The organism is Acinetobacter higginsii (assembly GCF_000369525.1).
In the GTDB taxonomy this organism is placed as follows: Bacteria; Pseudomonadota; Gammaproteobacteria; order Pseudomonadales; family Moraxellaceae; genus Acinetobacter; species Acinetobacter higginsii.
On the sequence record NZ_KB850073.1, the window covers coordinates 28,104 to 53,095 of the forward strand.

General features: G+C 41.4%; 28 protein-coding genes. 15 read left to right on the forward strand and 13 right to left on the reverse strand.

The window, feature by feature from the left end; translation table 11 throughout:
* Positions 1-26: 26 nt before the first annotated feature.
* Complete coding sequence (locus F902_RS18580) at positions 27-524, reverse strand: DUF1289 domain-containing protein (protein ID WP_026057483.1); 498 nt, start codon at positions 522-524, stop codon at positions 27-29.
* Between the two features lie 109 nt (positions 525-633).
* Between F902_RS18580 and trhO the strand changes: the two genes are divergently transcribed.
* Both trhO and F902_RS18590 read left to right on the forward strand, forming a co-directional pair.
* Entirely contained in the window at positions 634-1,566 is a 933-nt protein-coding gene (trhO, locus tag F902_RS18585; protein WP_005205884.1) for an oxygen-dependent tRNA uridine(34) hydroxylase TrhO, read from the forward strand.
* Between the two features lie 144 nt (positions 1,567-1,710).
* Positions 1,711-2,334 (forward strand): DedA family protein, encoded by a 624-nt coding sequence (locus tag F902_RS18590; RefSeq protein ID WP_005205886.1) that lies wholly within the window; start codon positions 1,711-1,713, stop codon positions 2,332-2,334.
* A gap of 12 nt (positions 2,335-2,346) precedes the next feature.
* On the opposite strand, the gene F902_RS18595 is transcribed toward F902_RS18590, so the two are convergent.
* Entirely contained in the window at positions 2,347-3,234 is an 888-nt protein-coding gene (locus F902_RS18595) for a LysR family transcriptional regulator (RefSeq protein ID WP_005205888.1), read from the reverse strand.
* A 101-nt stretch (positions 3,235-3,335) separates the two neighbouring features.
* Between F902_RS18595 and F902_RS18600 the strand changes: the two genes are divergently transcribed.
* Positions 3,336-3,941 carry a LysE family translocator gene (locus F902_RS18600; protein ID WP_005205890.1) on the forward strand — a complete coding sequence of 202 codons (606 nt, stop codon included), beginning with the start codon at positions 3,336-3,338 and terminating at the stop codon, positions 3,939-3,941.
* A 140-nt stretch (positions 3,942-4,081) separates the two neighbouring features.
* Here F902_RS18600 and F902_RS18605 read toward each other — a convergent pair whose 3' ends face one another.
* Positions 4,082-4,606 carry a YecA/YgfB family protein gene (locus tag F902_RS18605; RefSeq protein ID WP_004803148.1) on the reverse strand — a complete coding sequence of 175 codons (525 nt, stop codon included), beginning with the start codon at positions 4,604-4,606 and terminating at the stop codon, positions 4,082-4,084.
* 72 nt (positions 4,607-4,678) lie between these two features.
* Positions 4,679-4,885 carry a PA3496 family putative envelope integrity protein gene (locus tag F902_RS18610; protein WP_004803146.1) on the reverse strand — a complete coding sequence of 69 codons (207 nt, stop codon included), beginning with the start codon at positions 4,883-4,885 and terminating at the stop codon, positions 4,679-4,681.
* Between the two features lie 348 nt (positions 4,886-5,233).
* On the opposite strand from F902_RS18610, the gene rpoD reads away from it, so the two are divergent.
* The 6 genes from rpoD to F902_RS18640 all read left to right on the forward strand — a co-directional run bounded on the left by rpoD (position 5,234) and on the right by F902_RS18640 (position 11,812).
* Positions 5,234-7,117: an RNA polymerase sigma factor RpoD gene (gene rpoD / locus F902_RS18615; RefSeq protein ID WP_005205892.1), complete on the forward strand. Its 1,884-nt coding sequence runs from the start codon at positions 5,234-5,236 to the stop codon at positions 7,115-7,117.
* Between the two features lie 138 nt (positions 7,118-7,255).
* Positions 7,256-7,543 carry a YbeD family protein gene (locus F902_RS18620; RefSeq protein WP_004652212.1) on the forward strand — a complete coding sequence of 96 codons (288 nt, stop codon included), beginning with the start codon at positions 7,256-7,258 and terminating at the stop codon, positions 7,541-7,543.
* 151 nt (positions 7,544-7,694) lie between these two features.
* Positions 7,695-8,348: a lipoyl(octanoyl) transferase LipB gene (lipB, locus tag F902_RS18625; protein WP_005205893.1), complete on the forward strand. Its 654-nt coding sequence runs from the start codon at positions 7,695-7,697 to the stop codon at positions 8,346-8,348.
* Positions 8,349-8,429: 81 nt separating this feature from the next.
* A complete protein-coding gene (locus tag F902_RS18630) occupies positions 8,430-8,963 on the forward strand; it encodes a hypothetical protein (protein WP_004652214.1) in 534 nt (177 codons plus the stop codon).
* A 1-nt stretch (position 8,964) separates the two neighbouring features.
* Entirely contained in the window at positions 8,965-10,149 is a 1,185-nt protein-coding gene (locus tag F902_RS18635; RefSeq protein ID WP_005205894.1) for an iron-containing alcohol dehydrogenase, read from the forward strand.
* Positions 10,150-10,417: 268 nt separating this feature from the next.
* Complete coding sequence (locus F902_RS18640; RefSeq protein WP_016541349.1) at positions 10,418-11,812, forward strand: APC family permease; 1,395 nt, start codon at positions 10,418-10,420, stop codon at positions 11,810-11,812.
* Between the two features lie 55 nt (positions 11,813-11,867).
* On the opposite strand, the gene F902_RS18645 is transcribed toward F902_RS18640, so the two are convergent.
* Positions 11,868-12,422, reverse strand: a complete 555-nt coding sequence (locus F902_RS18645; RefSeq protein WP_005205895.1) for a flavodoxin family protein — start codon at positions 12,420-12,422, stop codon at positions 11,868-11,870.
* A 117-nt stretch (positions 12,423-12,539) separates the two neighbouring features.
* On the opposite strand from F902_RS18645, the gene F902_RS18650 reads away from it, so the two are divergent.
* Positions 12,540-12,923, forward strand: coding sequence for a winged helix-turn-helix transcriptional regulator (locus F902_RS18650; RefSeq protein WP_005205896.1), 384 nt, complete (start codon positions 12,540-12,542; stop codon positions 12,921-12,923).
* A gap of 15 nt (positions 12,924-12,938) precedes the next feature.
* Complete coding sequence (locus tag F902_RS18655) at positions 12,939-13,319, forward strand: VOC family protein (protein WP_005205897.1); 381 nt, start codon at positions 12,939-12,941, stop codon at positions 13,317-13,319.
* An 11-nt stretch (positions 13,320-13,330) separates the two neighbouring features.
* Here F902_RS18655 and F902_RS18660 read toward each other — a convergent pair whose 3' ends face one another.
* The 5 genes from F902_RS18660 to F902_RS18680 all read right to left on the reverse strand — a co-directional run bounded on the left by F902_RS18660 (position 13,331) and on the right by F902_RS18680 (position 18,140).
* Complete coding sequence (locus F902_RS18660; protein ID WP_004803126.1) at positions 13,331-13,801, reverse strand: tRNA (cytidine(34)-2'-O)-methyltransferase; 471 nt, start codon at positions 13,799-13,801, stop codon at positions 13,331-13,333.
* Between the two features lie 42 nt (positions 13,802-13,843).
* Positions 13,844-14,548, reverse strand: coding sequence for a hypothetical protein (locus tag F902_RS18665; protein ID WP_005205901.1), 705 nt, complete (start codon positions 14,546-14,548; stop codon positions 13,844-13,846).
* A 4-nt stretch (positions 14,549-14,552) separates the two neighbouring features.
* A complete protein-coding gene (cysG, locus tag F902_RS18670; RefSeq protein WP_005205902.1) occupies positions 14,553-15,929 on the reverse strand; it encodes a siroheme synthase CysG in 1,377 nt (458 codons plus the stop codon).
* Between the two features lie 67 nt (positions 15,930-15,996).
* On the reverse strand, positions 15,997-17,268 hold the full coding sequence (gene serS / locus F902_RS18675) for a serine--tRNA ligase (protein ID WP_005205904.1): 1,272 nt from the start codon (positions 17,266-17,268) through the stop codon (positions 15,997-15,999).
* A gap of 107 nt (positions 17,269-17,375) precedes the next feature.
* Positions 17,376-18,140 (reverse strand): RsiV family protein, encoded by a 765-nt coding sequence (locus tag F902_RS18680; protein ID WP_005205906.1) that lies wholly within the window; start codon positions 18,138-18,140, stop codon positions 17,376-17,378.
* 124 nt (positions 18,141-18,264) lie between these two features.
* Here F902_RS18680 and F902_RS18685 point away from each other — a divergent pair, with 124 nt between their 5' ends.
* Positions 18,265-18,699 carry a hypothetical protein gene (locus F902_RS18685; RefSeq protein ID WP_005205908.1) on the forward strand — a complete coding sequence of 145 codons (435 nt, stop codon included), beginning with the start codon at positions 18,265-18,267 and terminating at the stop codon, positions 18,697-18,699.
* A gap of 51 nt (positions 18,700-18,750) precedes the next feature.
* Here the strand turns inward: F902_RS18685 and lolA are convergent, their stop codons facing one another.
* Positions 18,751-19,449 (reverse strand): outer membrane lipoprotein periplasmic chaperone LolA, encoded by a 699-nt coding sequence (gene lolA, locus F902_RS18690; RefSeq protein WP_005205910.1) that lies wholly within the window; start codon positions 19,447-19,449, stop codon positions 18,751-18,753.
* Positions 19,450-19,737: 288 nt separating this feature from the next.
* On the opposite strand from lolA, the gene F902_RS18695 reads away from it, so the two are divergent.
* Positions 19,738-20,601 carry a pirin family protein gene (locus tag F902_RS18695; protein ID WP_005205912.1) on the forward strand — a complete coding sequence of 288 codons (864 nt, stop codon included), beginning with the start codon at positions 19,738-19,740 and terminating at the stop codon, positions 20,599-20,601.
* Positions 20,602-20,672: 71 nt separating this feature from the next.
* Here the strand turns inward: F902_RS18695 and rpmA are convergent, their stop codons facing one another.
* Both rpmA and rplU read right to left on the reverse strand, forming a co-directional pair.
* The gene (gene rpmA / locus F902_RS18700; RefSeq protein ID WP_004640422.1) at positions 20,673-20,927 is read right to left on the reverse strand and encodes a 50S ribosomal protein L27; all 255 of its coding nucleotides are present in this window, start codon (positions 20,925-20,927) and stop codon (positions 20,673-20,675) included.
* A gap of 18 nt (positions 20,928-20,945) precedes the next feature.
* Positions 20,946-21,257 carry a 50S ribosomal protein L21 gene (gene rplU, locus F902_RS18705; RefSeq protein WP_004652230.1) on the reverse strand — a complete coding sequence of 104 codons (312 nt, stop codon included), beginning with the start codon at positions 21,255-21,257 and terminating at the stop codon, positions 20,946-20,948.
* Between the two features lie 450 nt (positions 21,258-21,707).
* Between rplU and sdsA the strand changes: the two genes are divergently transcribed.
* Together sdsA and F902_RS18715 are read left to right on the forward strand one after the other, a co-directional pair.
* Positions 21,708-22,685 carry an All-trans-nonaprenyl-diphosphate synthase gene (sdsA, locus tag F902_RS18710; protein WP_004803115.1) on the forward strand — a complete coding sequence of 326 codons (978 nt, stop codon included), beginning with the start codon at positions 21,708-21,710 and terminating at the stop codon, positions 22,683-22,685.
* A 14-nt stretch (positions 22,686-22,699) separates the two neighbouring features.
* The gene (locus tag F902_RS18715; protein WP_005205914.1) at positions 22,700-24,748 is read left to right on the forward strand and encodes a site-specific recombinase; all 2,049 of its coding nucleotides are present in this window, start codon (positions 22,700-22,702) and stop codon (positions 24,746-24,748) included.
* Positions 24,749-24,992: the final 244 nt, after the last annotated feature.

Below are 24,992 nucleotides of genomic sequence, written 5' to 3' on the forward strand. Positions count from 1 at the left end.
CAAGATTATCTACAACATGTGATTGCTTAAATCTCATCTTCTTCTAGTTCTAGCGCGCGTAATAAAGTGTTGCTAATACCATCGGCACGTAACCAAGCCAATTCATAACTCGCCTTTGCCAAGGCTAGTACACGACGTTCAAACTCATCCCAGATCGGTTTAACCTGAGCATCGCTAATCCCCAGCCCACTATCATGTGCCAAGTGTTTGTTTTTTTCACAAATCTTCAAAGCATGATAAAGCTTACGTCCTTTACTGGCACTTTCTAATACGCGTGTACGCTTGTTCTGAATAAAGCCTTCAATATGCGGTAAATTTGCATGAGGCAGCAAGGGCACCAAAATTTGATCCAGTTGCGCATCTAAGCGCTTCCACACCATCAATCGCTGCTCTGCAGTATAGGTATTCCACTGAATCACTTCATGATTAAAACGGCGACAGCCACGACAGACCAGATCACCAAATACCGTTGAACAACGCCCTGCACATGGGGTCAATGATGGGATTCGACGATCATTACTCAAAACCAACTCCTCTAAAACCATATTTATTTTATGGTTTTCTCGCTTATTTTCAGATTTCGCGCTAAAATGTGCGCCTCATTTTTCTATCTTAATACATTTGGAGTTATCCATGAACGCTACTGTAGAACAGCTTGCACCTGTAGAACAGCAAGCGACCAATAATTGGGTTGTTGCGGCACTATATCAATTTAAAGAAGTTTCAGATGCAGCAGATCTGCAACAACGTCTTTTGACCTTAGTGAATAGCATCAATTTATGTGGAACTCTGATTGTAGCGTCTGAAGGAATTAACGGAACTGTTGCTGGTGACCGTGCCGCGATTGATGCAGTTCATCAATTCCTTCTCAACGAAGGTTTTAACGCAATGGAATATAAAGAGTCTGAAAGCTCTGAAAAGCCATTCCGTAAAATGAAAATTAAACTTAAAAATGAAATTGTAACTTTAGGTGTAGAAGTCAAGCCACGTGATTTAGTTGGCCACTATCTTGATCCTAAAGAATGGAATGATCTGATTAGTCGTGATGATGTAATCCTGATCGATACTCGTAATGATTATGAATATAAAGCAGGCACATTCAAAGGTGCAATCGACCCTAAAACAGAATCATTCCGTGAATTTCCTGAATACGTAAAACAAAACCTTGAACAGCACAAAGACAAAAAAATTGCGATGTTCTGTACTGGTGGTATTCGTTGTGAAAAATCAACCTCTCTCCTTCTTCAAGAAGGTTTCAATGAGGTTTATCACCTGAAAGGCGGTATTCTTAAATATCTAGAAGAAACCCCTGCCGAAGAAAGCATGTGGGAAGGTGAATGTTTCGTTTTTGATGGCCGTACTGCTGTTACCCATGGTGTTGAAGAAGGTGAAAACATCAAGTGTCATGCTTGCGGTTGGCCATTGACCAAAGTTGAAGCTGAACTGCCAAGCTATGAACATGGTGTCTCTTGTGTGTACTGTATTGATAAAACCACAGACAAACAAAAAGCAGGCTTCCGTATGCGTCAGTCACAGATTGCTGCTGCAAAACGCAAACGTCTGTAAGCTTAACAAGTCGATTAAAAGCCATAGTTAAACTATGGCTTTTTTATTGTCTTGATAAAAATCATGTAACGATTCAACCCTTGAGCATTGCTCTCCACTTCTCTATGCTAAAAACAATAATCAAATGAACGATATAAGGGCATTATGGGACTTGAAGAGTGGGTCTTATCGATCATGGAAAAACTTGGGTATTTAGGTATCGCATTTTTAATGTTCCTAGATAATATCTTCCCGCCTATTCCCTCAGAAATCATTATGCCATCGGCTGGCTATACCGCTTCAAAAGGTGAACTCACCCTGATCGGCGTCATTATTGCAGGAAGTGCTGGTTCAATTTTAGCTGCGATGTTGTTCTATTGGATCGGTCGAAAAGTTCCACAACAACGACTGTTTCAGTTTATCGAACGTTATGGCAAATATTTACGCATTCAGGTTGCTGATTTAGACAAAGCACTGACATGGTTTAACAAACATGGGCATCGCATTGTTTTCTTCGGGCGAATGATTCCAGCAGTCCGTTCCTTGATTAGTATCCCTGCAGGGATCAGCCGGATGCCTTTTAGTAAATTTATGCTCTACAGTAGCGCTGGAACGCTGATTTGGACCAGTTTCCTTGCCTATCTGGGCTATCATTTTAGTGAAAATCAGGCACTCATGCTGGCGATTCTACAACGCATCAGCTATCTGATCTTCGCCCTAATTGCCTTGTATATCATCTGGTGGGCAATTAAAAAGTTTTACCCATCTAAATCAAATCACAACCAATAACACCAACAAAGCTTAGACCTGAGATAAAACTGCGTTAAATCCCAGTTGGCTTTTATGCATTTCATCCCTTAACCAGTCTCTCAGCAATACTTTACGAATATCCGCCTCAAAAGGCTGGGCAGACAATAAATGATAGGCCGAACCATCCGCATAAGTCGTGGTGAGTGGTTCCAGCATCTGATATTCCATTTCTCGTTCAACCATATAGGCTGAAACCACTGTTGCACCTAAACCCGCCAAGCAAGCCTCAATACAGAGATAAAAATGCTCAAGCGAAGATCGTTTTAAATCACTGAGTTGTGCTGGATGCCGACGTTTAAACTGTTGCCATAGCTGAGGTCTGGACTTGGAAATAAACAGCTGTGTCATTGCCGCATGATCACTCTTCGCCCGCACAGCGAGCATCTGTTCATCTGCAATTTTTTCACTATACAGGGCAGCGCCCCAATCAAAATCATCTCTTCTCAGCGCCACGTCGATATGCTGTGCAGTAAAATCCACCGCTCCACCACCGGTTAACAAGCTCACCTCAAATTCAGGATAGCGCTGTTTAAATTGCGCTAAACGGGGAATCAGCCATTTCATGGCCAGTGTCGGTTCACAAGAAAGTATCAGGTTCTTTTGCACTTTATTGTGTTGTTGTAATTGCACTACGCACTGCTCGATCTGTTGAAAGATCTGTTGACAGCAATCAAACAGCACTTCACCTTCTGAGGTCAAAGTTAATTTTCTGGCTTCACGTACAAATAACAGCAAGCCTAAACCTTCTTCCAAGTTTTTAAGTTGCTTGCTTACCGCACTTTGCGTCACAAATAGCTTTTCCGCAGCAAGCGTCACACTTTCATAACGGGCCACGTAATAAAAAAACTTGAGTGAATTCAAAGACAATCGCTCAATCATTCCAAAAACTCATGCATAACAAGAATTAAATTCAATTTTAAATATAGCAAGAATATGAAAAATATAAAAAATCTTTAATGATTCAGTTTAGGAATAGATGAGTGAATGAAATCATTGCCGTCGGCATCGTCACCCTGCTTGCAGTCATCAGCCCAGGTGCTGACTTCGCCTTGGTGACCCGAAACAGCTATCTCTATGGTCGCCATTTGGGCATGTGTACCGCCTACGGCATTGCAATCGGTGTCTGGGTCCATATCAGCTACAGCTTGATTGGACTCAGCTTTTTACAGCAACACCTCCCCAGTTTAATTCATCTAATTCAATATATTGGTGCAGCTTATTTGATCTATATTGGCTACAAAACCTTTACCCAAGCCCCCATTCTGTTTGATGACAATAGCCATCAAATCACACGTTGGCAGGCCATCAGGCATGGTTTTCTCACCAATAGTCTCAACCCCAAAACTACACTTTTTGTCATGAGTATTTATGCACAAGTCATGCCCAGCACCAACAACCTGCACACACTAATCGGCTATGGTTTTTTTATTTCTAGCAGTCATTTGGTTTGGTTTTGTCTTGTTGCACTTTTTTGTTCTGCTCCTTTGATTCGCAATAAAATTCTCGCTCGACAAATCAGCATTAATCGAGTGATTGGTTGTATCTTGAGTGCTTTAGGACTGAGTCTATTTTTCGCTCATTTTTAAATAATATTGATCTTTAAACGATCTAAATGTAAAGCAACAACGCCAACTGTCGGCAATAAAAAAACGCCTTCTAGAGGCGTTTTAATATTCTATTTGTTTGTCATTCTTCAACCGCAATGATCACAGTATCCGAGGTATCCTTATGCTGGCGTATGGTACATCAGATAGAGTTCATTTAAATTATTTGGAATTTCTTCCGCTAATTCATCCATCAACTGACCATTGCGACGGAAAGATTCCATTTGTGGATCTTCTTCATCAATTCCGCTAAACACCATAATTGGTAATGTTAAATCGATAAGCTGTTCTTCAAACTCAGGTGCAAACCACGCATCTTCATTAAGGAACATGGCATCAACAAAACCAACACTCCAATCACCTAAGCTCGATTCAACGTCCGCTTCTTCGATTTCAAATGGAAACTCGATTCCATTTTCATTGGCTAAATCTTGACGAATAGACTCCAACCAAAGCTTAACCTGCTCAAGCACTTCAGCAGGAAGTTTCTTTTGATTACTCTCGAAAAGCTCATCTAACCAACGATCAAATTGTGGACCAACTGCAATCGCACACAAAAAGCCATGAGTCGCTGCAAAATCTAGACCATATTCATTTTGATCGCCGTCAAGATAGTTACTCAATAAGTCTAAATCTAACGTGCTCATTCTTTAATCCAATTTTAAAAATACATCGTCAACAGCATAACATTTTCGGACATAAAGTCTTAGCAATTTTGCTTAGTCTTCGTCATCAAGATCATCGTCGTCGAAATCGTAATCAAAATCTTTGAGTTCTCGCTCTAAACGACGTTGCGCCAGAAGCTCATCAATCAAACGGCGCTTTTCTAATGATTCTTTGGCAGTAATTTTTCCAGATGACTCATCAAAACCTGCATCATCTTCACCATAGTTATCATCATCTAATTCAAAATCTGTAGAAGACACTAAGTACCTCTAATGAAAAAATATAAATGGGTCTAGCCGCTATTTATCGGTCTTAGCCAACCTTGTCAAGTTTTATTTGTTTTTTTTGTGATAAAACGATGTTTTGTACTTTTTTTCATCAGTTTTTTTGTGTATTTATAATCTAAGAACAATTGTAATTAAAAAACATCTTTAATCAGGACTGACTGCTTGAAAATTTATGACTCAACCCCATATTCAAGAAACGAACGTGAAATCAAAGCTATTTTTATTTTAAAGTTAACGGATCGAATCCAAAACATTCATCGTGAATTGTGCTATCATGCACGGTTTTTCACCGCCCCAGATTCAACAAAAGAGTAAGCAAAGATGAGCGATATGAATTCCCCTACTTCGCAAGTAGCGGCTCTGATTAGCCGAGGCAAAGAGCAAGGTTATTTAACTTACGCTGAGGTTAACGATCATCTACCAGACTCAATTACGGAAAGTGAGCAGATTGAAGACATCATTCAGATGCTTCAAGACGTTGGTATTCCAGTGCATGAACGTGCACCAGAAACTGATGACACCATGTTTGGTGAATCAACTGAAGCGGCTGACGAAGTTGCCGAAGAAGAAGCTGCTGCCGTATTAGCATCGGTTGAAAGTGAGCCTGGTCGTACCACAGACCCTGTACGTATGTATATGCGTGAAATGGGTACGGTTGAACTTCTTACACGCGAAGGCGAAATTAGCATTGCAAAACGCATCGAAGAAGGTATTCGTGACGTTTTACATTCGATTGCTTACTGGCCAAATGCTGTTGAAGTTGTTTTACAAGAATATAATGACTTTTTAACTGGTGAGCGTCGTCTTGCCGATATTCTCTCTGGTTATTTAGACCCAGAAACTGACGAAGATATTCCAGAAGTTCTTGAAGAAGAAGCTGAGCTTGAAGAAGACGAAGATGCTTCACCTAAAGCAAAAGACGTCAAACTCGATGATGATGACGAAGAAGAAGAATCTGAAGGTGATGATGATTCTGAAGGTGAATCAGGTCCAGACCCTGAAGTTGCCAAAGTTCGTTTCTCTGAATTAGAAGCGGCTTGGAATGAAACTAAATCGGTTGTAGCGAAACACGGTCGTGATAGTGATGAAGCAAAAGCTGCGCTTGAAGCGCTTGCTGCTGTGTTCATGATGTTCAAATTTACACCACGCTTATTCGACATCATTTCAGAAATGATTCGTGGCACACATGACCAAATTCGTTCAAATGAACGTGAAATTATGCGTTATGCAGTCCGTCGTGGTCGTATGGATCGTACTCAGTTCCGTATGACCTTCCCTGAGCAAGAATCAAATCCAGCTTGGTTAGACGAACAAATTGCCAAAGCACCGGCTGAAACCAAAGCACATTTAGAGAAAGTACGTCCTGACGTATTGGCATTCCAGCAAAAAATTGCAGATATTGAGAAAGATCTTGGTTTAAACGTTAAAGATATCAAAGATATCTCGAAACGTATGGCTGTTGGTGAAGCAAAAGCACGTCGTGCCAAGAAAGAGATGGTTGAAGCGAACTTACGTTTGGTCATTTCGATTGCGAAAAAATATACCAACCGTGGCTTACAGTTCCTCGACTTGATTCAAGAAGGTAACATCGGTTTGATGAAAGCCGTGGACAAGTTTGAATATCGTCGTGGTTATAAATTCTCGACTTATGCAACGTGGTGGATTCGTCAGGCGATTACACGTTCGATTGCCGACCAAGCACGTACCATTCGTATTCCAGTACACATGATTGAAACGATTAACAAGATCAATCGTGTTTCTCGTCAACTTCTTCAAGAAATGGGCCGTGAACCGACTCCTGAAGAATTGGGTGAGCGTCTGGAAATGGACGAAGTTAAAGTTCGTAAAGTACTTAAAATCGCAAAAGAACCGATTTCGATGGAAACACCGATCGGTGATGATGAAGATTCGCATCTTGGTGACTTCATTGAGGACTCAAACATCACTTCACCAGTGGATGCTGCGACCTCAGAAGGCTTAAAAGAAGCGACACGTGAAGTACTTGAAAACTTGACTGAACGTGAAGCAAAAGTATTGAAAATGCGTTTTGGTATCGATATGCCAACCGACCATACTTTAGAAGAAGTAGGTAAACAGTTTGATGTAACACGTGAACGTATTCGTCAGATTGAAGCGAAAGCGTTACGTAAGCTTCGTCACCCTTCTCGTTCAGAACACTTACGTTCATTCTTGGAAAACGACTAATCTTTGGGAAATCTTGTGCTAGATCAATGCATTGTATTGGTTTAGCGCAGCACTTGAAGTTCAACACTTCATCCCCATCTATGTATTAGATCAAAAGCGCCTGCACTGATGCAGGCGTTTCAAATTAAGAGGTTGCTCATGTTAGACCGCACTCCTTCTCGTGAATTGCAAGAACATCTTTGGGTTTTCCCGATGGACTATCCGATCAAATTGATTGGTAATGCAGGGGATGAACTTCGAGTGGCTGTTGTTGATATTTTGCAGAAGCACTTCCCTGAATTTGATGGCGACACAGTAAAAGTCCAGCCATCACGTACAGGCAAATACCACTCTTTAACGGCACAATTACGCTTTGAAGAGCTGGAACAAGTTCATGCCTTATACGCTGATCTTGCAGCCTGTCCTTTAATTAAGACAGCGCTTTAATAAAGAAGTCCAAAATACGAAAGTGTTTTGGACTTTTTTTTGCACTAAAAAATAAGCTTCAACATTTTGATAAATAGCTATTTATCCTCCCCAAATCATTACATAATTAAGCTATTGACCATTTAAAAACTGTAAAGGATGTTCTGTTGTAATGAGTGCTGCAAAACCAACTTTAATCATTCGTTGTTTCAATGATCTACAAGATTACACGACGCGTTTTGAAGCAATGAAAGACTTCACAATTCATCGTGATGAAACCACACCCGATGAAGTTTGGCTGCTTCAACATCAAGATGTCCTGACCCAAGGACAAGCAGGCAAGCCTGAACATATCCTTCTGCACAGCAACCTGCCGATTGTACATACTGATCGCGGTGGCCAAGTCACTTGGCATGGCAGAGGTCAATTGGTTGCCTATTTCCTGTTAGACCTGAATCGCTTGAAATGGCATGTGCGTACTTTGGTCAGTTTTGCAGAACAAGCCATGATTGATCTACTCAAAAAATATAATATCAATGCCTATGCCAAAGCTGATGCCCCAGGCGTTTATGTCGATGAACGCAAGATTGGTTCTCTTGGTTTTAAAATCCGTCGTGGCCGTAGTTATCATGGTCTGGCCCTGAACATCGACTGCGACCTCACTGGTTTTCAAACCATTAATCCCTGCGGTTATGCAGGTTTAGAGATGGTGCGCTTACAGGACTTACTGACAGATTATCCAAGCTTTGAACAGCTTTGCGCTGATTTTGTCCACTATCTGCAAAATACCGATTTCTTTAATGACCTTGTAGTCAAATCTGAATAATTTACTTTTCAATTCTAATAAAATAAATTAGAGTAAATACTCTAAATTAGCTTTTGCATAATTTTAACAAGGGATACGCAAGTGATTTCAACCAAAGCAGTGAAGCCCACGTTGCAATTTGCCTACGTCAAACTCATGATGGATGTTGTGGGTCGTGGCCTCGTGATGGCAAGCCAAGTGGATGATGAAGTACAACAGGAAGTGTCGAAGTTTCCTGTTGGTTTTATCCTTTCAATGAATGTTTTCCCCAATGGACCTGCATTTGTTGCTCGAGTAACCGAAGAAAAACAATTAGAGCTATTGTCCAACTACAAAGGCAAGCCTGATTTAACCATTACCTTCAAGCATTTAACCCACGCCTTTTTGGTATTTTCTTTCCAAGAAAGTACCGCGCAAGCGTTTGCCAATGACCGTATGATTGCCGATGGTGATGTTTCAAGTGCCATCCGTCTGGTGCGTTGCTTGAACAAAATGGAAGCCTTGATTTTACCTAAGCTAATCGCTTCACTTGCAGTCAAGCGCTACCCTGCTGAATTAACATTAAAAGAAAAATTCACGGGTGCAAAAAATATTTATCTTAAAGTCGCAAAATCATATCTCAAACGGAGCGCATAACATGGCTAAGCCTTATTACGAGTTTTTCTGTCCTGTAAAAGTCATTGCTGGTAACGCTGCCCTAGAGCATATCCCATTTGAACTTGCAACGCTTGGCGCAAAACGCCCAATGATCATTACCGATAAAGGCGTACGTGCCAATGGTCTACTCAGCCCAATCGAAGCAGCATTCAGCACCACTGATGCAGTGATTGGTGCGATCTTTGATGATGTCCCACCCGATTCAAGCTTGGAAGTGGTTCGCTTAGCCGCAGAACTTTACCGCAAGCAGAAATGTGATGCGATCATTGCGATTGGTGGCGGCTCAGTCATCGACACCTCTAAAGCAACCAATATCTTGGTGTCTGAAGGTGGTGATGATTTATTGCAATATTCAGGTGCGCACAATCTACCTAAACCACTTAAGCCATTCTTCGTGATTCCAACCACCTCTGGTACAGGTTCGGAAGCCACCATGGTTGCTGTCGTTTCGGATACCCAACGCAATGTCAAACTGGCTTTTGCTTCGTATTACTTGATGCCACATGCCGCGATTCTTGATCCACGCATGACCCAGACTTTACCCCCACATCTGACCGCCATGACTGGCATGGATGCATTAACTCATTGCGTGGAAGCCTATACCTGCTTAGCTGCTAATCCACTCAGTGATGCCTATGCCAGTGCAGGGATTAAAAAGATCAGCGAAAATCTTTTCAAAGTTTTAGACAATCCAAGCGATGCACAGGGTCGTTTAGAGCTTGCACAAGCATCTACCATGGCGGGGATTGCCTTCTCAAATTCAATGGTGGGCTTAGTGCACTCATTGGGTCATGCGCTTGGTGCAGTTGCCCATCTACCCCACGGCTTATGCATGAACTTATTCCTGCCATACGTGCTGGAATACAATAAAGAGATCAATGGCGACAAGATTGGTGAGTTACTGTTGCCACTCGCGGGTGCCGATATTTATGCTCAAACACCAGCCAACTTACGTGCAGACAAAGCCATTGCCACAATTTTAGCGATGCGTGATCGTCTTTTCAGTTTGACCAAATTGCCACGTACGTTACGCGAAACAGGTAAAGTCACTGAAGCGCAACTGGATGAAGTTGCAGACAAGGCATTGAATGATGGTTCCATCATTTACAATCCAAAAGAAGCAAACTTGCAAGACATTCGTGCAATCTTACAAAAAGCATGGTAATACATTGAGTTAAATCAAGTATTCCTGCTTACAAGCCCCGATATTGATTGAGTATCGGGGCTTTTTCATTTTAAGTGAATCTTTATTCATCTATTTCTTTACCCAATTGGCAAAAAAATTGCTAAAAAAAGCATAAAAGTACTGACAATTTATAGTGTTTTAGGATAGATTGGCGCACTTTCGTTTTTTGTACGGGGGATCGTTTTTGTCTCAAACGATCCTTAACACTATGGCTGATCTTTGATCAACGATTATGAGGATAACGCCGTTGACAAATTTATCTGGGACTCAACCAACAGCGAAGCTTCAAAAGAATCTTGTGCTTTGGCACATCATCATTATTGGCTTGGCTTATATTCAACCATTAACTTTATTTGATACGTTTGGTTTAGTATCTGAAAGAAGTGGTGGTCATGTACCGACTTCCTACATATTTGCCTTAGTTGCAATTCTTTTAACGTCGATCAGTTATGGTCACATGATTCGTCGTTATCCGTCTTCTGGTTCTGCATATACCTATGCCCAAAAGTCGATTCACCCTAATGTTGGTTTTATGGTGGGTTGGTCTTCGTGGTTAGACTATTTGCTCTCCCCTCTGGTGAATATCATTCTTGCTGATATTTATTTGAGAGCACTCTTCCCAGAAGTAAACAACTGGATTTGGGTGATTGGTTTAACCGTACTCATGACTGTGATCAACTTGTTTGGTGCACGTTTTGTTGCGCGTTTTAACAGTACCATTGTCGTGATCCAGCTCGGTGTGATTTTCTACTTTGTGTATCAGGTCTATATCCTGCTCACACAAGGGGTCTATGCCGACGGCACACTGAATCCAGACAAAGCTGAATTATGGTCACTTGCGCCATTCTGGAATGAAATGACCTCTGTCGGGGCTTTAATTGCTGGTGCAACTGTTCTCTGCTTCTCATTTACCGGTTTTGATGCGCTTTCTTCACTTGCAGAAGAAACCAAAGATGCTGAAAAGACTTTGCCACGTGCAATTTTCACCACAGCATTGCTTGCAGGTATCATCTTCATTGTCAGCACCTACTTTATTCAGCTTTACTTCCCAAGTAATCCGAATACCTACTTCAACCCACTGGATGAGTCTCAACCAGTTATGGTTGCAGCGATTGGTAGCCTTGCATTTAAGACCATGGTTTTATACTTTGCAGTCGTAGCAGTCATGGCATCAGGTATTTCGGCACATGCAGGTGTATCGCGTTTAATGTATGTGATGGGTCGTGATGGCGTGATCAATAAAAAGTTATTCGGTCATATTAGCCCACGCTTGCATACCCCAACTTACAACATCTTGATTGTAGGTGTTGTTGCGTTGTCTGCTGGTTTCCTTGATCTTGAGCATATCGTGAACTTGATTAGCTTCGGTGCTTTAACCGCATTTAGCTTTGTTAACTTCTCGGTGATTTCTCGCTACGCGTTACGAGATGGCAAGAACAAGACACCAAAAGACATTATCAGTTACATCATCATTCCTACGCTAGGTTTCGCCAGCGTGTTTATGATGTGGTTGGAAATTGATAAATTGGCTTTACAGATTGGTCTGGCTTGGGCAGTAATCGGTGTCGGTTATCTTGCTTATAAGACTAAAGGCTTCAAATACAATGCACCACAGCATAATGAATTTGATGACAGACATTAATCTGATGAGGTAATAAAAAAGGCGCTGAATGCGCCTTTTTTATAGCTTGAAAATCTTAGCCATGCAATTTTTCAACAATCGATTTCACACGTTTTGCATAAAGCTTCGCTGTTTCCAAGTCCCCTGTTGGGATCTCATCAGTACTTGCATCTGATGGTGACTGAACCAACAAACCAACCGAACCACCTAGGTTATTTACATCTTCACGTTTTGCATCTTTGGTATTGGCTGGCAATATTCCCAAGCTCACCCAAATACCGCCATGCTGAGAAGCCAAAGTCTGTAACTGAATCAAGGTCACTTGCTTATCGCCATTCAGGCTCGCGCTATTGGTAAAACCTGCAAACACCTTATCCTGCCAACCTCGGGTAAACCAGATTTTTGAAGAAGCATCGGCAAACTTTTTAAACTGCCAAGGGGCTGCCGCCATGTAAGTTGGCGCTCCAAACACAATACCTTGAGCCTCATTTAAAGTCTGCCAATCCTGTTCTGTAATCTCACCATTCTGATCAATTTCAATCAGAGAGGCGTCAATCGCACCCGCAAAAGTTTCAGCAACCACTTTGGTATGGCCGTAGCCAGAGAAGTAAACAACCGCAATTTGTGTCATGAGAATATCCAAAATTTTTCAAAAATTCGATTTAATGATATATTTTAGAAACTAGGTGTCAATTAGTTACCAGCTGGTAACTACTGACATTCGATTGAGAAAATGAGGGTTATCGCTATGAATCAGGCATTAAAATACGATATTTATCAACAACATTGCCCTGCTCGGTTATTTTTTGAAAAAATTGCAGATAAATGGGTACTGATGATCATCAATGTGCTTGCGCGAGAAACCCAACATTTCAATCTATTGAAAAAAAGCATTCAAGGCATATCACCTAAAGTATTGTCACAAAAGCTAAAAATGTTGGAAAGAGATGGATTTATCGAGCGCCAAGTGCAGGATACCGCTCCAATTCGAGTCGATTATTCACTCACAACACTCGGTTTAGAGGTGGCAGAAATGGCGTATCAACTCAAGGATTGGGCAGAAAGTAATATTGAACAGGTGATTTACGCTCAACGACGTTTTGATACGATACAGGAACAACAATTCGAATAATTCCGTGAGGTGTGCATGTACCCACAACCTTTAATTGCAGTTGCAGATGTCGAGAAAACTAGTCAGTGGTATCAAACTGTGCTGGGCTTAGCAAGCGGACATGGCGGCAGAGAATATGAACAGTTGCTGTTTGAGCAAAGCATGGTGCTGCAACTGCACCAATGGCAAGCCCATGACCACTCACATATCGGAGATCCGAAACGGGTGATTGGTAACGGCGTTTTGCTTTGGTTTGAAAGCGATCAATTTGATGAGATTGTACAAAAACTACAAACCCATCAAGTCGAAATTTTGGAAGGGCCGAAATATAACCCCAACGCGCATCATCGCGAAATTTGGTTTAAAGACCCAAATGGCTACACGCTGGTTGTGGCGAGTCCATATGGTGATATCTAAAGCACGATAAATCAGAGTTGTTTAAAACCCTGTTGTCTCCACGCTTCATAGACAATCACAGCAGTTGCATTGGAAAGGTTTAAACTTCTTGAATTTTCAGCCATCGGCAAACGAATCCACTGCTCTTGCGGGAACATTAAACGCACTTGCTCAGGCAGACCACGGGTTTCAGGTCCCATCAACAGGGCAACTGGACGGTTCAGATCGACGGTATGCGGTGTTGCTGTGCCTTTCGTGGTGAGCGGAAAAACATGCTCAACCCCTTTGGCTTTTAAGTCAGCAAGACAAAGTTCGATATTGTCCCAAATTTGCATTCTTGCCCATTCGTGGTAGTCCAAACCTGCACGCTTCAACTTTTTATCATCCAGCTCAAAGCCTAGAGGTTTGACCAAATGGAGTTGCGCACCGGTATTGGCACATAGACGAATGATATTACCTGTATTCGCTGGAATCTCAGGCTCGTATAGGACGACATGAATCACAAATTTTCTCTACTAAATTTTTCTAGATAAATCTTAAATATTTTACCAAGAATTAACCAATTTTACTTTGGCAATACCCCACGGAATCGCCTCAAATCCATTCGAATCATCATTTAAAAATGCTTCAATTTGATCACTTTTTGATGACTCTTCAAACAACCCAAATTCATTTAAAGTTAAATCAAATCTTTCAACTAAATTTTTAGAAAGATCATGGCAGTGAAAACTATGAAAATCACCACTTACTTCCAAGCCAATATAGTCATAACCCAAAAGCTTTTCATTTGGGTTGCAATTTTCTCTAATGTCTTTTTTTAAACACTGATAGATACCAATTTCGCTAACTTGTTCAGAGCTTGGAGCAAAAATCTCTAAAATATCACTCCTATAATCACCATCTACATAAAGAGATAGCAAATAAATATCAGCATGATCTTTAAAAAATCTTTCTTTATATTTGGTTGCGGTCTGAATATCCTGAAAGACATTAGTCCAACCCAGCAAGTTCTTCTGATGTAAGTCATTTACCCAATTTTCAAGTAAATGGAATTGTTCATTCGTTAAACTAAGTTTGGATTTTATTTCCTGAATTTCATCTTGCGTTTTTAATACCCAAGAATATGACCAACGATCAGCAAGATGATCATTTATACAAGAACTACATGTAAAAACTCTAGATGGCACATCCTTAAATAGATTAGCTGATTTCAATTGAATGAGATGATAACCAGCTAAATAGAACGCCATGATCCTACATAGACCATTTTAACTGTTCACGTAGACTGACCACTTCACCAATGATGGTTAAAGTCGGTGCTACGATCTGATGTTCAGATACTTTGGTCGCGATATCCGCCAATGTTCCCACCACCACTTTCTGATCAGGAGTGGTACCTTTAGAAATTAAGGCCACAGGCATGTTTGGACGCTGACCATGTGCAATCAATTGCTCACAAATGCGTTCCAAACCGACCAAGCCCATGTATAACACCAAAGTTTGGTTTTCATAGACCAGTTCATTCCAAGGTAACTCAGGTGAGCCTTCTTTTAAATGACCTGTCAGGAAACGTACACTTTGCGCATAATCACGATGCGTCAGTGGAATACCTGCATAGGCAGAACAACCTGAAGCTGCGGTAATGCCCGGAACAACTTGGAAAGTCACATTGGCTTGCACCAATTCCTGAATCTCTTCTCCACCACGGCCAAAGATAAAGGGATCGCCGCCTTTTAAGCGACAAACACGTTTACCTTGCTGTGCATATTCCACCAATAAGGCATTGATGCCATCTTGTGGAACCGAATGATTAGAACGGGCTTTACCGACATAAATCTTTTCAGCATCACGGCGGCACAAATCTAGAATGGGCGCAGACACCAAGCGGTCATAAATCACCACATCGGCTTGCTGCATCAAACGCAAAGCTTTTAAAGTCAGCAGTTCTGGATCGCCCGGACCTGCCCCGACCAAATACACCTCACCTTTCGGTGCAGTCCATTCTGTTAAAGCCTGCTCAATCAGATCATTGGCCACATCAATATTGTCATTGAAAACCTGTTCTTTCAGCGGACTGGCGTACAAGTTTTCCCAGAAGATACGACGTTCATCTGGATTGGCAATTTTGGCTTTCACTTGCTTACGCCATTGCCCCGAAAACTCAGCCAATTTACCCATGCCATGCGGCACGATGGTTTCAATCTGAGTACGCAACTGTCTGGATAAAACGGGTGATGCACCATTGGAAGCCACCGAAATTACCAATGGTGAGCGATCAATAATCGCAGGCACCATAAAGCGGCAGTGTGGAATATCATCAACACTGTTGACCAACAGATTACGCTGTTCACACTGTTCAAATACTGCTTTATTGACGTCGGGCTGATCTGTCGCAGCAATCACCAAGCGATAAGCTGTTGCCAGAACAGTTTCAGAAAAAGAGGCTTGAATATATTGCCCTGCCGATTGCTCAACCAGTTGGTCTAATTCAGGAAGGATCTCAGGTGCAATCACATCAACAATTGCACCCGCTTTGACGAGCAGATTTGCTTTGCGGTAGGCAATATGCCCACCACCCACAATCAGACAACGTTGCTGCTGCAACTTTAAAGAGATTGGGAAAATTTCCACGTGACGCCTCTATATTTTCAATCTGATTGAGCTTAAGCAAAAACTATGCACAAAATCGATGCAAAGTTTAGTCGATGTAGCTAACACCGCCCATATATGGACGTAAAACTTCTGGAATCTCGATTGAGCCATCAGCACGTTGGTAGTTTTCCATCACTGCAAGCAAGGTACGACCAACTGCCAAACCTGAACCATTCAAAGTATGCACCAATTCGATCTTCTTCTGATCGACACGGTAGCGTGCTTTCATACGGCGTGCTTGGAAATCGCCCACATTTGAGCAGCTTGAGATTTCACGATAGGTATCTTGGCTTGGCACCCAGACTTCTAGGTCATAAGTTTTGACTGCACCAAAGCCCATGTCACCACCACAGAGCAAAATCTTACGATACGGTAAGCCTAATGCCTGCAAAATGCCCTCTGCGTGTGCAGTTAATTCTTCCAGTGCCTGCATAGAGTGCTCTGGTTTTACGATTTGCACCATTTCGACCTTGTCGAATTGATGTTGGCGAATCAAACCACGGGTATCACGACCATAAGAACCAGCTTCACTGCGGAAACATGGTGTGTGTGCAGAATATTTCAGTGGCAAACGATCCGCATCAATAATTTCGTCACGCACGAAGTTAGTCACTGGCACTTCAGCGGTTGGAATCAGGTAATACTCTTTTTCACCTTGTAGCTTGAATAAGTCTTCTTCAAACTTAGGCAATTGACCTGTACCACGTAAGCTGTCTGCATTGACCAAATACGGTACATAAGCTTCGGTATAACCATTTTTAAGCGTGTGTGTATCGAGCATGAACTGAGCTAAAGCACGTTGTAAACGCGCCAAAGGTCCTTTCAATACGCTGAAACGTGAACCTGTTAATTTGGTTGCTGTTTCAAACTCCAGACCACCCATCATTTCACCAAGATCGGTATGGTCTTTGATCTCGAAATCAAACTGACGCGGCGTGCCCCACTTTAAGATTTCAAGGTTATCACTTTCATCTTTACCAAAAGGAACAGACTCATCTGGCAAGTTTGGAATTGCGAGAGACTTTTGCTCAAGCTCAGCTTGTAATTCAGCCAAAGCCACTTCTGCAGCTTTGATCTCATCACCAATGGCCGCCATACGCGCCATGATCTCAGAAGCATCTCCACCCGACTTTTTGATTTGACCGACTTGCTTGGCACCAGCATTGCGCTCTGCTTGTAGGTTTTCAGCTTTGGATTGTAAATCTTTACGGCGAGCTTCTAAATCAGCCCACTCTTGTACATTTAGCTGAATACCACGTTTTGCCAAAGCAGCATTGACTGCTTCAATATTATTTCTGAGTAATTTTGGGTCGATCATAATCAATCATGAATAGAGAAAAAACTGGCTATAGTGTAAGGCTTTAACCTAAAAAAATACAGCGCTTGCGCAGCATCTACACATCATATGTCAATGCTGCAGCAAAACTAGTTCGGATCTTTTGGCAGGCTTGGTAAATATTCAGCTTTTACAAACTGCTTGGCTGCGTAATACGGCAAGGTCAACTCACTCATCCCTTCAGCATAAGACGCCAATTCATACAGTGGATAAACAAAGACAATGCCATTTACCCCATAGTAATAGTTATCACTGACCTGTAATTGTTCTTTTTTAATACTGTGATCTTCCAACCAGTTTTGATTGGATGCATACAGTTCATCGCGCAGTTTGGTATTCATATCAGGTTTAAGCAATTCACTGACCGTAATATGTTTTTTATCGCTCAAGTCAAAATTCACAAATTCTTGATGTGACATGCCATGGGCAGCGCCTGCAGAATATGAATAGGTCTGAATGGCAAAAGTCGCTAGATTGTAGTTTTGCCCAACAAAGCGCACATAAGTACTGCTTTCACTTTGCGATGGTTCATCTGCTGGGACTTTGACTTTCTGATCTGCAATATTGGAAAAAGCATTCGGCTCGGCCTTTTTCATCCGATTCACGAAATATTCATCAATCCATTTCTGATTGGTTTCAACCGTTTGTAAATCATAAGTGGTACAACCATCCTCCAAACAGACTTTTTGCTTTGGAATTTTAACCGCCACCACGTTTGCATGAATCAATGGAATATCGACTTTTTCAGTTGCCGCTGCAGTATCTTTTTTAGGTTGGCAACCTACAAGTGCAACGACAGTCAGGATGGGAAGAAGTGGAATAATTTTTGATAATTGTGAAGTATTCATCGTCATGCAAGTCTCTGATGTTTTTCTTCACTATACAAAGCCTTGCCGAAATATAAAATTAAGAAATGTATCGTAATTCAAAAAATCAGTATAACTATCAGACTATAAAAAGATAAGTTAGGAGGACAAAATGAATTTATATCCTGAAGGTATCGACTGCATTTGGATTGCAATGGATCAAAATGGTGCTTTGGCGGCCTTCGTAACAGCAGGCGTGGCTCCAATCCCCACTATTGTTCTTAACTCATCTCTGCTTGAGTTAGAGAATATTGAACAAATTGTTATTGAGCAATTTCCAGTGATTGGTGAAGCAAATTTAAAAGTTGATCTACCTCGTCCAGATGATTTCATTGCTATTTCAAAACGAGGACTCTTTGTTTACGATTGGGATGATAATGAACAGCAATATGTACTCATTTCAATACCTACATATTTAAAAAATTATGCGGACTTAGCTCGGAACTTAAAAATCTATATTCAAACACTAGCTCTAAACAGCTATGATTTTTCTAAATCAAATAAAATCAATGTATATAAAGATCTAATCTGCAACATTGCAGATTAGATCTTATGCTTCAACCTTAGAGTTCAACTAAGAAATAATATTATTCAAGCATTACTGATCAATAATATCGGTACCCTTAGGTGGCGTGAAATTAAACACTGAGGCTGGAATCGCCTGATTCACTTTAATATTATTGAAACGAACATAAGTGGTTTGACCCAAAGAGTCTTGTAATACCATCAAATTCGGTGCCTTATTGCCACCAAAACTAATCGTTAAGCTTTGGAATGCGCCATCTTCCTGTTTCGGATACAAGGTGTAATACAGTTTGGTACGGTCTGGTTGAGTCACACGATAAGACTGCATGATCTGGTTGGTATTACCCGATAACAATAATGCAGGCGTATTGGCAATTTGATCATCTAAGCTTTGACGTACGGCTTGCTGTAAGTCCGGATCATAAATCCACACCACTTTACCTGTGGTCACAATGGTTTGTTTGGCTGGACTGGTGGTTTCCCAATAAAATTTCCCCGGACGCTCAACTTTCATGCTTCCTTTAAAGGTTTGATTCATATGTTGAGCAGTTAAACCTTTTTTTTGTATTGCTTTATTACTGTTTACCACTTTTGTGGTTTGTTCAAAATCTGCGGTGAATCGTTGCAAGCCAGATAACTGTTGAACCAAACTTGTGGTCGCTTGCTGAGCCGATGCAGCTACAGGTGCAGCGAATACCTGACTACTCACAACAGGAGCAAGTGTCATTGCACTTAACGTTGCAGCATAAGCCATTTTTTTTACGAAATTCATAAAAACAACCTTCTATCAGATTTCTACTGGTATGACGACATCTTACTGTTTTTGATCATTAAAAAAATGAAGAAAAGCAACGGTTTTGTGTAATTCGTGTCGCAAAGTTCTGCATTATGTATGAAGTTGCAACCTTTATGTAGAGATTGTAAGGATGAAATTCAACTTTTCGGCCATTCACCAACTAAGGACTTCAATGCCAGATTAGAGAAATTATTCATCAACAATGCTCTAGACGAAAAATAAGAGTTTGATAACCTAAAACCAATAATTTAAAAAGCATCATCCATGAAAAGCCTTGCCTTTATCCACCGTAATGACACTCGATTTGCGATTGGCGATTTTTATCCCGCCCTGTCAGTCTTTTCTTATCAGGAACTAGGGAATACCACTTCCCCATTCTTGCTTTTAGACCATATCGGACCTGGGCGTTTGCCACCTAAAAGCACTAAAAAAGGTGTCAATGAACATCCGCATCGTGGTTTTGAAACCGTCACCTTTGTTTTTGCGGGTGAACTGCAACATCAAGACTCAACAGGAAGTGGTGGTGTGATCAGCCAAGGTGATGTTCAATGGATGACTGCTGCATCGGGTATACAACATATTGAACATTTCAGTCCTGAATTTCGTGAGCAAGGCGGATTCTTTGAAATGGTGCAATTGTGGGTCAATCTACCCGCCAAAGATAAAATGTCTGCACCACATTATCAAAGCTTGCTGAATCACAATATCCCAAAAATCTTACTCGAACATGATGCAGGTTATGTCAGGATCGTTGCCGGACAGTTTCAGAATATTCAAGGTGTTGCCCACACTTATAGCCCAATGAATGTCTTTGATGTACACCTAAATAAAGGACAACAACTCACTCTGTCTGCCAATCATGGCGACACGACTTTAATTTATTTACGTAATGGAAAGCTTCAATTCTCAGCGGATGAAGAAATTTTAGAAGAACAAGCTTTGGCAATCATGTCTAGTTTCGACAATGATGTAGCAATTACCGCTTTAGAAAATTGCGATTTGCTATTTTTATCCGCCCCACCACTACAAGAGCCGATCAACGGGCATGGCTTTTTTGTTATGAACAGTTATGAGGAAATTCTGCAGGCCTATGAGGATTTAAAAACAGGGCAATTTGGAAAACCATAAAATCCCCCACCTTAAAATCCAGCAGATATAAAAAAACCCGCTAAAAGCGGGTTTTCTCGAACTATTAAAACTTAAGCTTCAACAGTTACATAGCGACGGCCAAATTGACCCTTCACTTCAAATTTTACTACGCCGTCAGCAGTAGCAAATAAAGTATGGTCACGACCCATACCAACATTTGCACCAGCGTGGAACTCTGTACCACGTTGACGAACGATGATGTTACCAGCAGTTACAGTTTGACCACCGTAAACTTTAACACCTAACATCTTAGGATTCGAATCACGACCGTTCTTCGTCGATCCACCGGCTTTTTTAGTTGCCATGTCTATTTACTCCTCGTGTTAGCCTGCGATACCAGTAATTTTCAACTCGGTAAACCATTGACGGTGACCTTGTTGCTTACGGTAGTGTTTACGACGACGCATTTTGATGATGCGGATTTTGTCGTGACGACCATGGCCAACTACTTCTGCAGTTACTTTTGCGCCAGCAACAACTGGAGCACCGATTTGAATGTTGTCACCGTTAACAACCATTAATACGTCATCAAACGTAATAGTCGCGCCAGTTTCAGCTTTCAATAATTCTACTTTAAGGGTTTCACCCTCAACAACACGGTGCTGTTTACCACCGCTTTGGATTACTGCGTACATAATGTACTCCAACTTGCCCGTGTCGTCGTGCCGATAAAGGGATATACCGATCTTAAGACGAACGCCACTGGGGTTATACAAGGGGACAAATTTTAAGTGAAAATTGATCAAACGACAAGTGATTTTACATAAACACATGTATATCGATAACTTGCTTGGATTTTTAAGCAAAATCAATTAGATTGATGGCGAACTGTTTTGATTGATTCTGATCAAAATTTGAAATACATTTTTGAAAACAAATTGTGACAATAACAAACTGTGTTTTTACAGTGCCATAAGTAAAGTAATGGCGCTTGGTGGGAACTTCCCTTTTTTCTGTCTAATTTAAGACCAAAGAGCTCATCATCGTGTTTTAAATGACAGATTACGCAGTCTGTATAACTGTTTAGTCACAGATTAATTGATACACTTGGCAACACTACCCACCTATACGAGGTTTTTCTTCATATGGTTATCGATTTTAAGCAAGACATTCTCTCCCCTGTTGCGACAGATTTTGCTGCGATGGATCGCCTGATTAATGAAGGAATTAGTTCAAAAGTGGGCCTCGTCATGAGTGTCAGCAAACACGTGGTAGAAGCAGGCGGCAAACGCATGCGCCCGATTATGTGCTTATTGGCAGCGCGTGCTTGTGGACTCGCCAATATGCAACAGGCACAGCATTTGGCTGCGGTGATTGAAATGCTGCACACCGCAACTTTGGTTCATGATGACGTGGTAGATGAATCGAACTTGCGCCGTGGTCGTCCAACAGCAAATGCCACTTGGAATAATCAAACAGCAGTTTTAGTCGGTGACTTTTTAATCTCGCGAGCTTTTGATTTATTGGTCGACTTAAACAATATGACCTTATTAAAAGATTTTTCGACAGGTACCTGTGAAATTGCAGAAGGTGAAGTACTGCAACTGCAATCGCAGCACCAACCAGAAACCACAGAAGAAACTTATTTAAGAATTATCCACGGTAAAACCTCTCGTTTGTTCGAACTTGCCACTGAAGGTGCAGCTATTCTGGCGGGAGCAGAAGAATACCGTGAACCTTTGCGTCGCTTCGCAGGTCATTTTGGTAATGCCTTTCAGATTATCGACGATATTTTAGATTACACCTCTGATGCTGAAACATTAGGTAAAAATATTGGTGATGATTTAATGGAAGGAAAACCAACTTTACCGTTAATTTCGGCATTAGCTCATTCAACTGGCGAGGATCACGAGATCATTCGTCGCAGTATTGCAACGGGTGGTGTTGAGCATTTAGATAAAGTGATTGAAATTGTTCATCACTCGGGTGGCCTAGATTACTGTCAAAAACGTGCCCAACAGGAAACGGATGCCGCTTTAGAAGCGTTAAAAGCGCTGCCAGATAATGAATATCGCCAAGCACTGATCAATTTGACCTTAATGGCTTTACATCGACTACAATAATTTTCTGACCGCCTATGCATTTAACCTTATCTGATCTTTTTCTAAAAATGCAGGAACAGCTTGACCAACCTCAAGCTATTCTTGACGAACAACTGCTGATTGAACTAGTCAATCGGATCCGTCCCAAAAATTCAAATGATGCGGATGAAGTCAAACAGCGTATTCATGCGCTGATCAAAATATTATTACTGACTCCAACCTCTGCAATCCTGCTGCAAAATTTCCTACTCAAGCTCATTAGCCAATATAAACAGTTAAGCTTATATGCTGACAGCGGGATTCTATCGCTGGATGGTTTTTGGAACCAGCTGGGACAACGTCTAGGTGCGCATTTCCTCCCTTTAGTCGAAGACGGTCAACAGCTTAAAACCCTGATTGGGAAAGTGTTCCATCAAGAAAATGACAGTGAATGGCTCGATCTGATTGAGAATCAGGACTGGATTAGGCTATTCAACCTATTAGGTGAAAGCCAAAGCAATACCAAAGAAAAGCAGGTTTCAAAAAATGAGCTGATTAAAGCGATTACGGTATTGTCCTATCGGATTAGCGGTATCGGTTTATATCCTGAATTTATTAATGCTCAACCCGAAATTACCGAATATGAATCACCTTTTTTGGTACAAAACCGAGAAATCGTAGAATTCATCGAAAAATATAAAAAACAGATTGATGATCAAGATGCGGTTGTTGTTTTGCCGCCACCAGACGCTTCACAAGCCTTTGTAATGCTGGATCAGTGTCGTGAAGTGGTGCTCAAAATTCGCCGTGCCACCAAACGGATTGGGGTTAGTATCAGCCTGACCTATTTATTATCACTATTAGAACAGGCGATTGATCGGATTGAACTGCTGCTGACTTTATTAGCCAGTCAAAATGATGCACGTTATACCGCATTGGGTGAGCTGATCGTCGATTTGACCAAAGCTCATTACAATGAAAAAAGTGTTCGTCATTTACTGACTTCAACCAGTGAATTGATTGCCTTACAGGTAACTGAAAACGCCAGTAAAACAGGCGAACATTATGTAAGTACCGACAAAGCTGGCTTCTTTGGTATGTACAAGGCAGCTGCGGGTGCAGGTGCAATCATTGCCACCATGGCAACGCTGAAAATTTTAACAGCCCGCTTGGTACTTGCACCGTTTGGTCATGCCTTTTTATATAGCATGAACTATGCGCTTGGTTTTATGCTGATCCATGTATTGCATTTTACCGTCGCGACTAAACAGCCAGCGATGACTGCTGCAGCGTTGGCATCAACCGTACAGCAGCAAAAAGGCAGCAAGACCGCACAAATTGCCGAACTTGCCGCACTGATTATTAATATTATCCGAACCCAGTTCATTGCGATTCTAGGCAATATCTCGATTGCAATCCCAACTGCGGCACTGATTACCTTTTTATGGCAATACAATCTCGGTGAACCGCTGCTCAATCATGCCAAATCAGCCGCATTGCTACATAGTCTCAACCCCTTTACCTCATTGGCGGTTCCACATGCTGCAATTGCAGGTGTTTGTTTATTTTTCTCAGGCCTAATCGCAGGATATTTCGATAACTTGGCGGTTTACCGTAAAGTTGGCCCACGCTTAAAGCAGCATCGACGTTTAAAACGCTGGATGGGACAACAACGGTTGGATAAATTTGCCAACTATATTGAAACCAATCTTGGCGCATTGGCGGGTAACTTCTTGTTCGGGATCATGCTGGGTAGTATGGGAACGATTGGATTTATCTTAGGCTTGCCTTTAGATATTCGTCATATTGCCTTTGCTTCTGCCAACTTTATCCAAGGTTTAATGACCATTGGTGGTCCTGACATTGGTTTAATTTTAGTGTCATTCTTAGGTGTGATGCTGATCGGCTTAACCAACTTATTTGTCAGCTTTACCTTGACGATTATTGTTGCTCTACGTGCACGTCGTGTTCGTTTTGCACAATGGAAACCTTTAGCTAAGTTAGTGACAACGCATTTCTTAACTCGACCAAGTGATTTTTTCTGGCCACCTAAGCAACCCGTAGAAGTTGAAGAGCAAAGCAAAAACGTATCTTCACATCACTAACTTTGTACAGAAAAAACAGCGAAGTACAAGTCTAACATTTGAACTATTTTTACGTATAATCAAACCACCAAAAATAGTTCAAATGGGTTGGTATTCCCAGCGTCTATTGTTCAATAGATCACTTCTCAGCCATGGTATCCCCTTTACCCGAAGGAGATACGATGACGTGAGTTCGTATCTCAATTTGAATGATAGAGATCAAAAAATGCTTCTATATTACTAACTATGTAAGAATTTTATGATG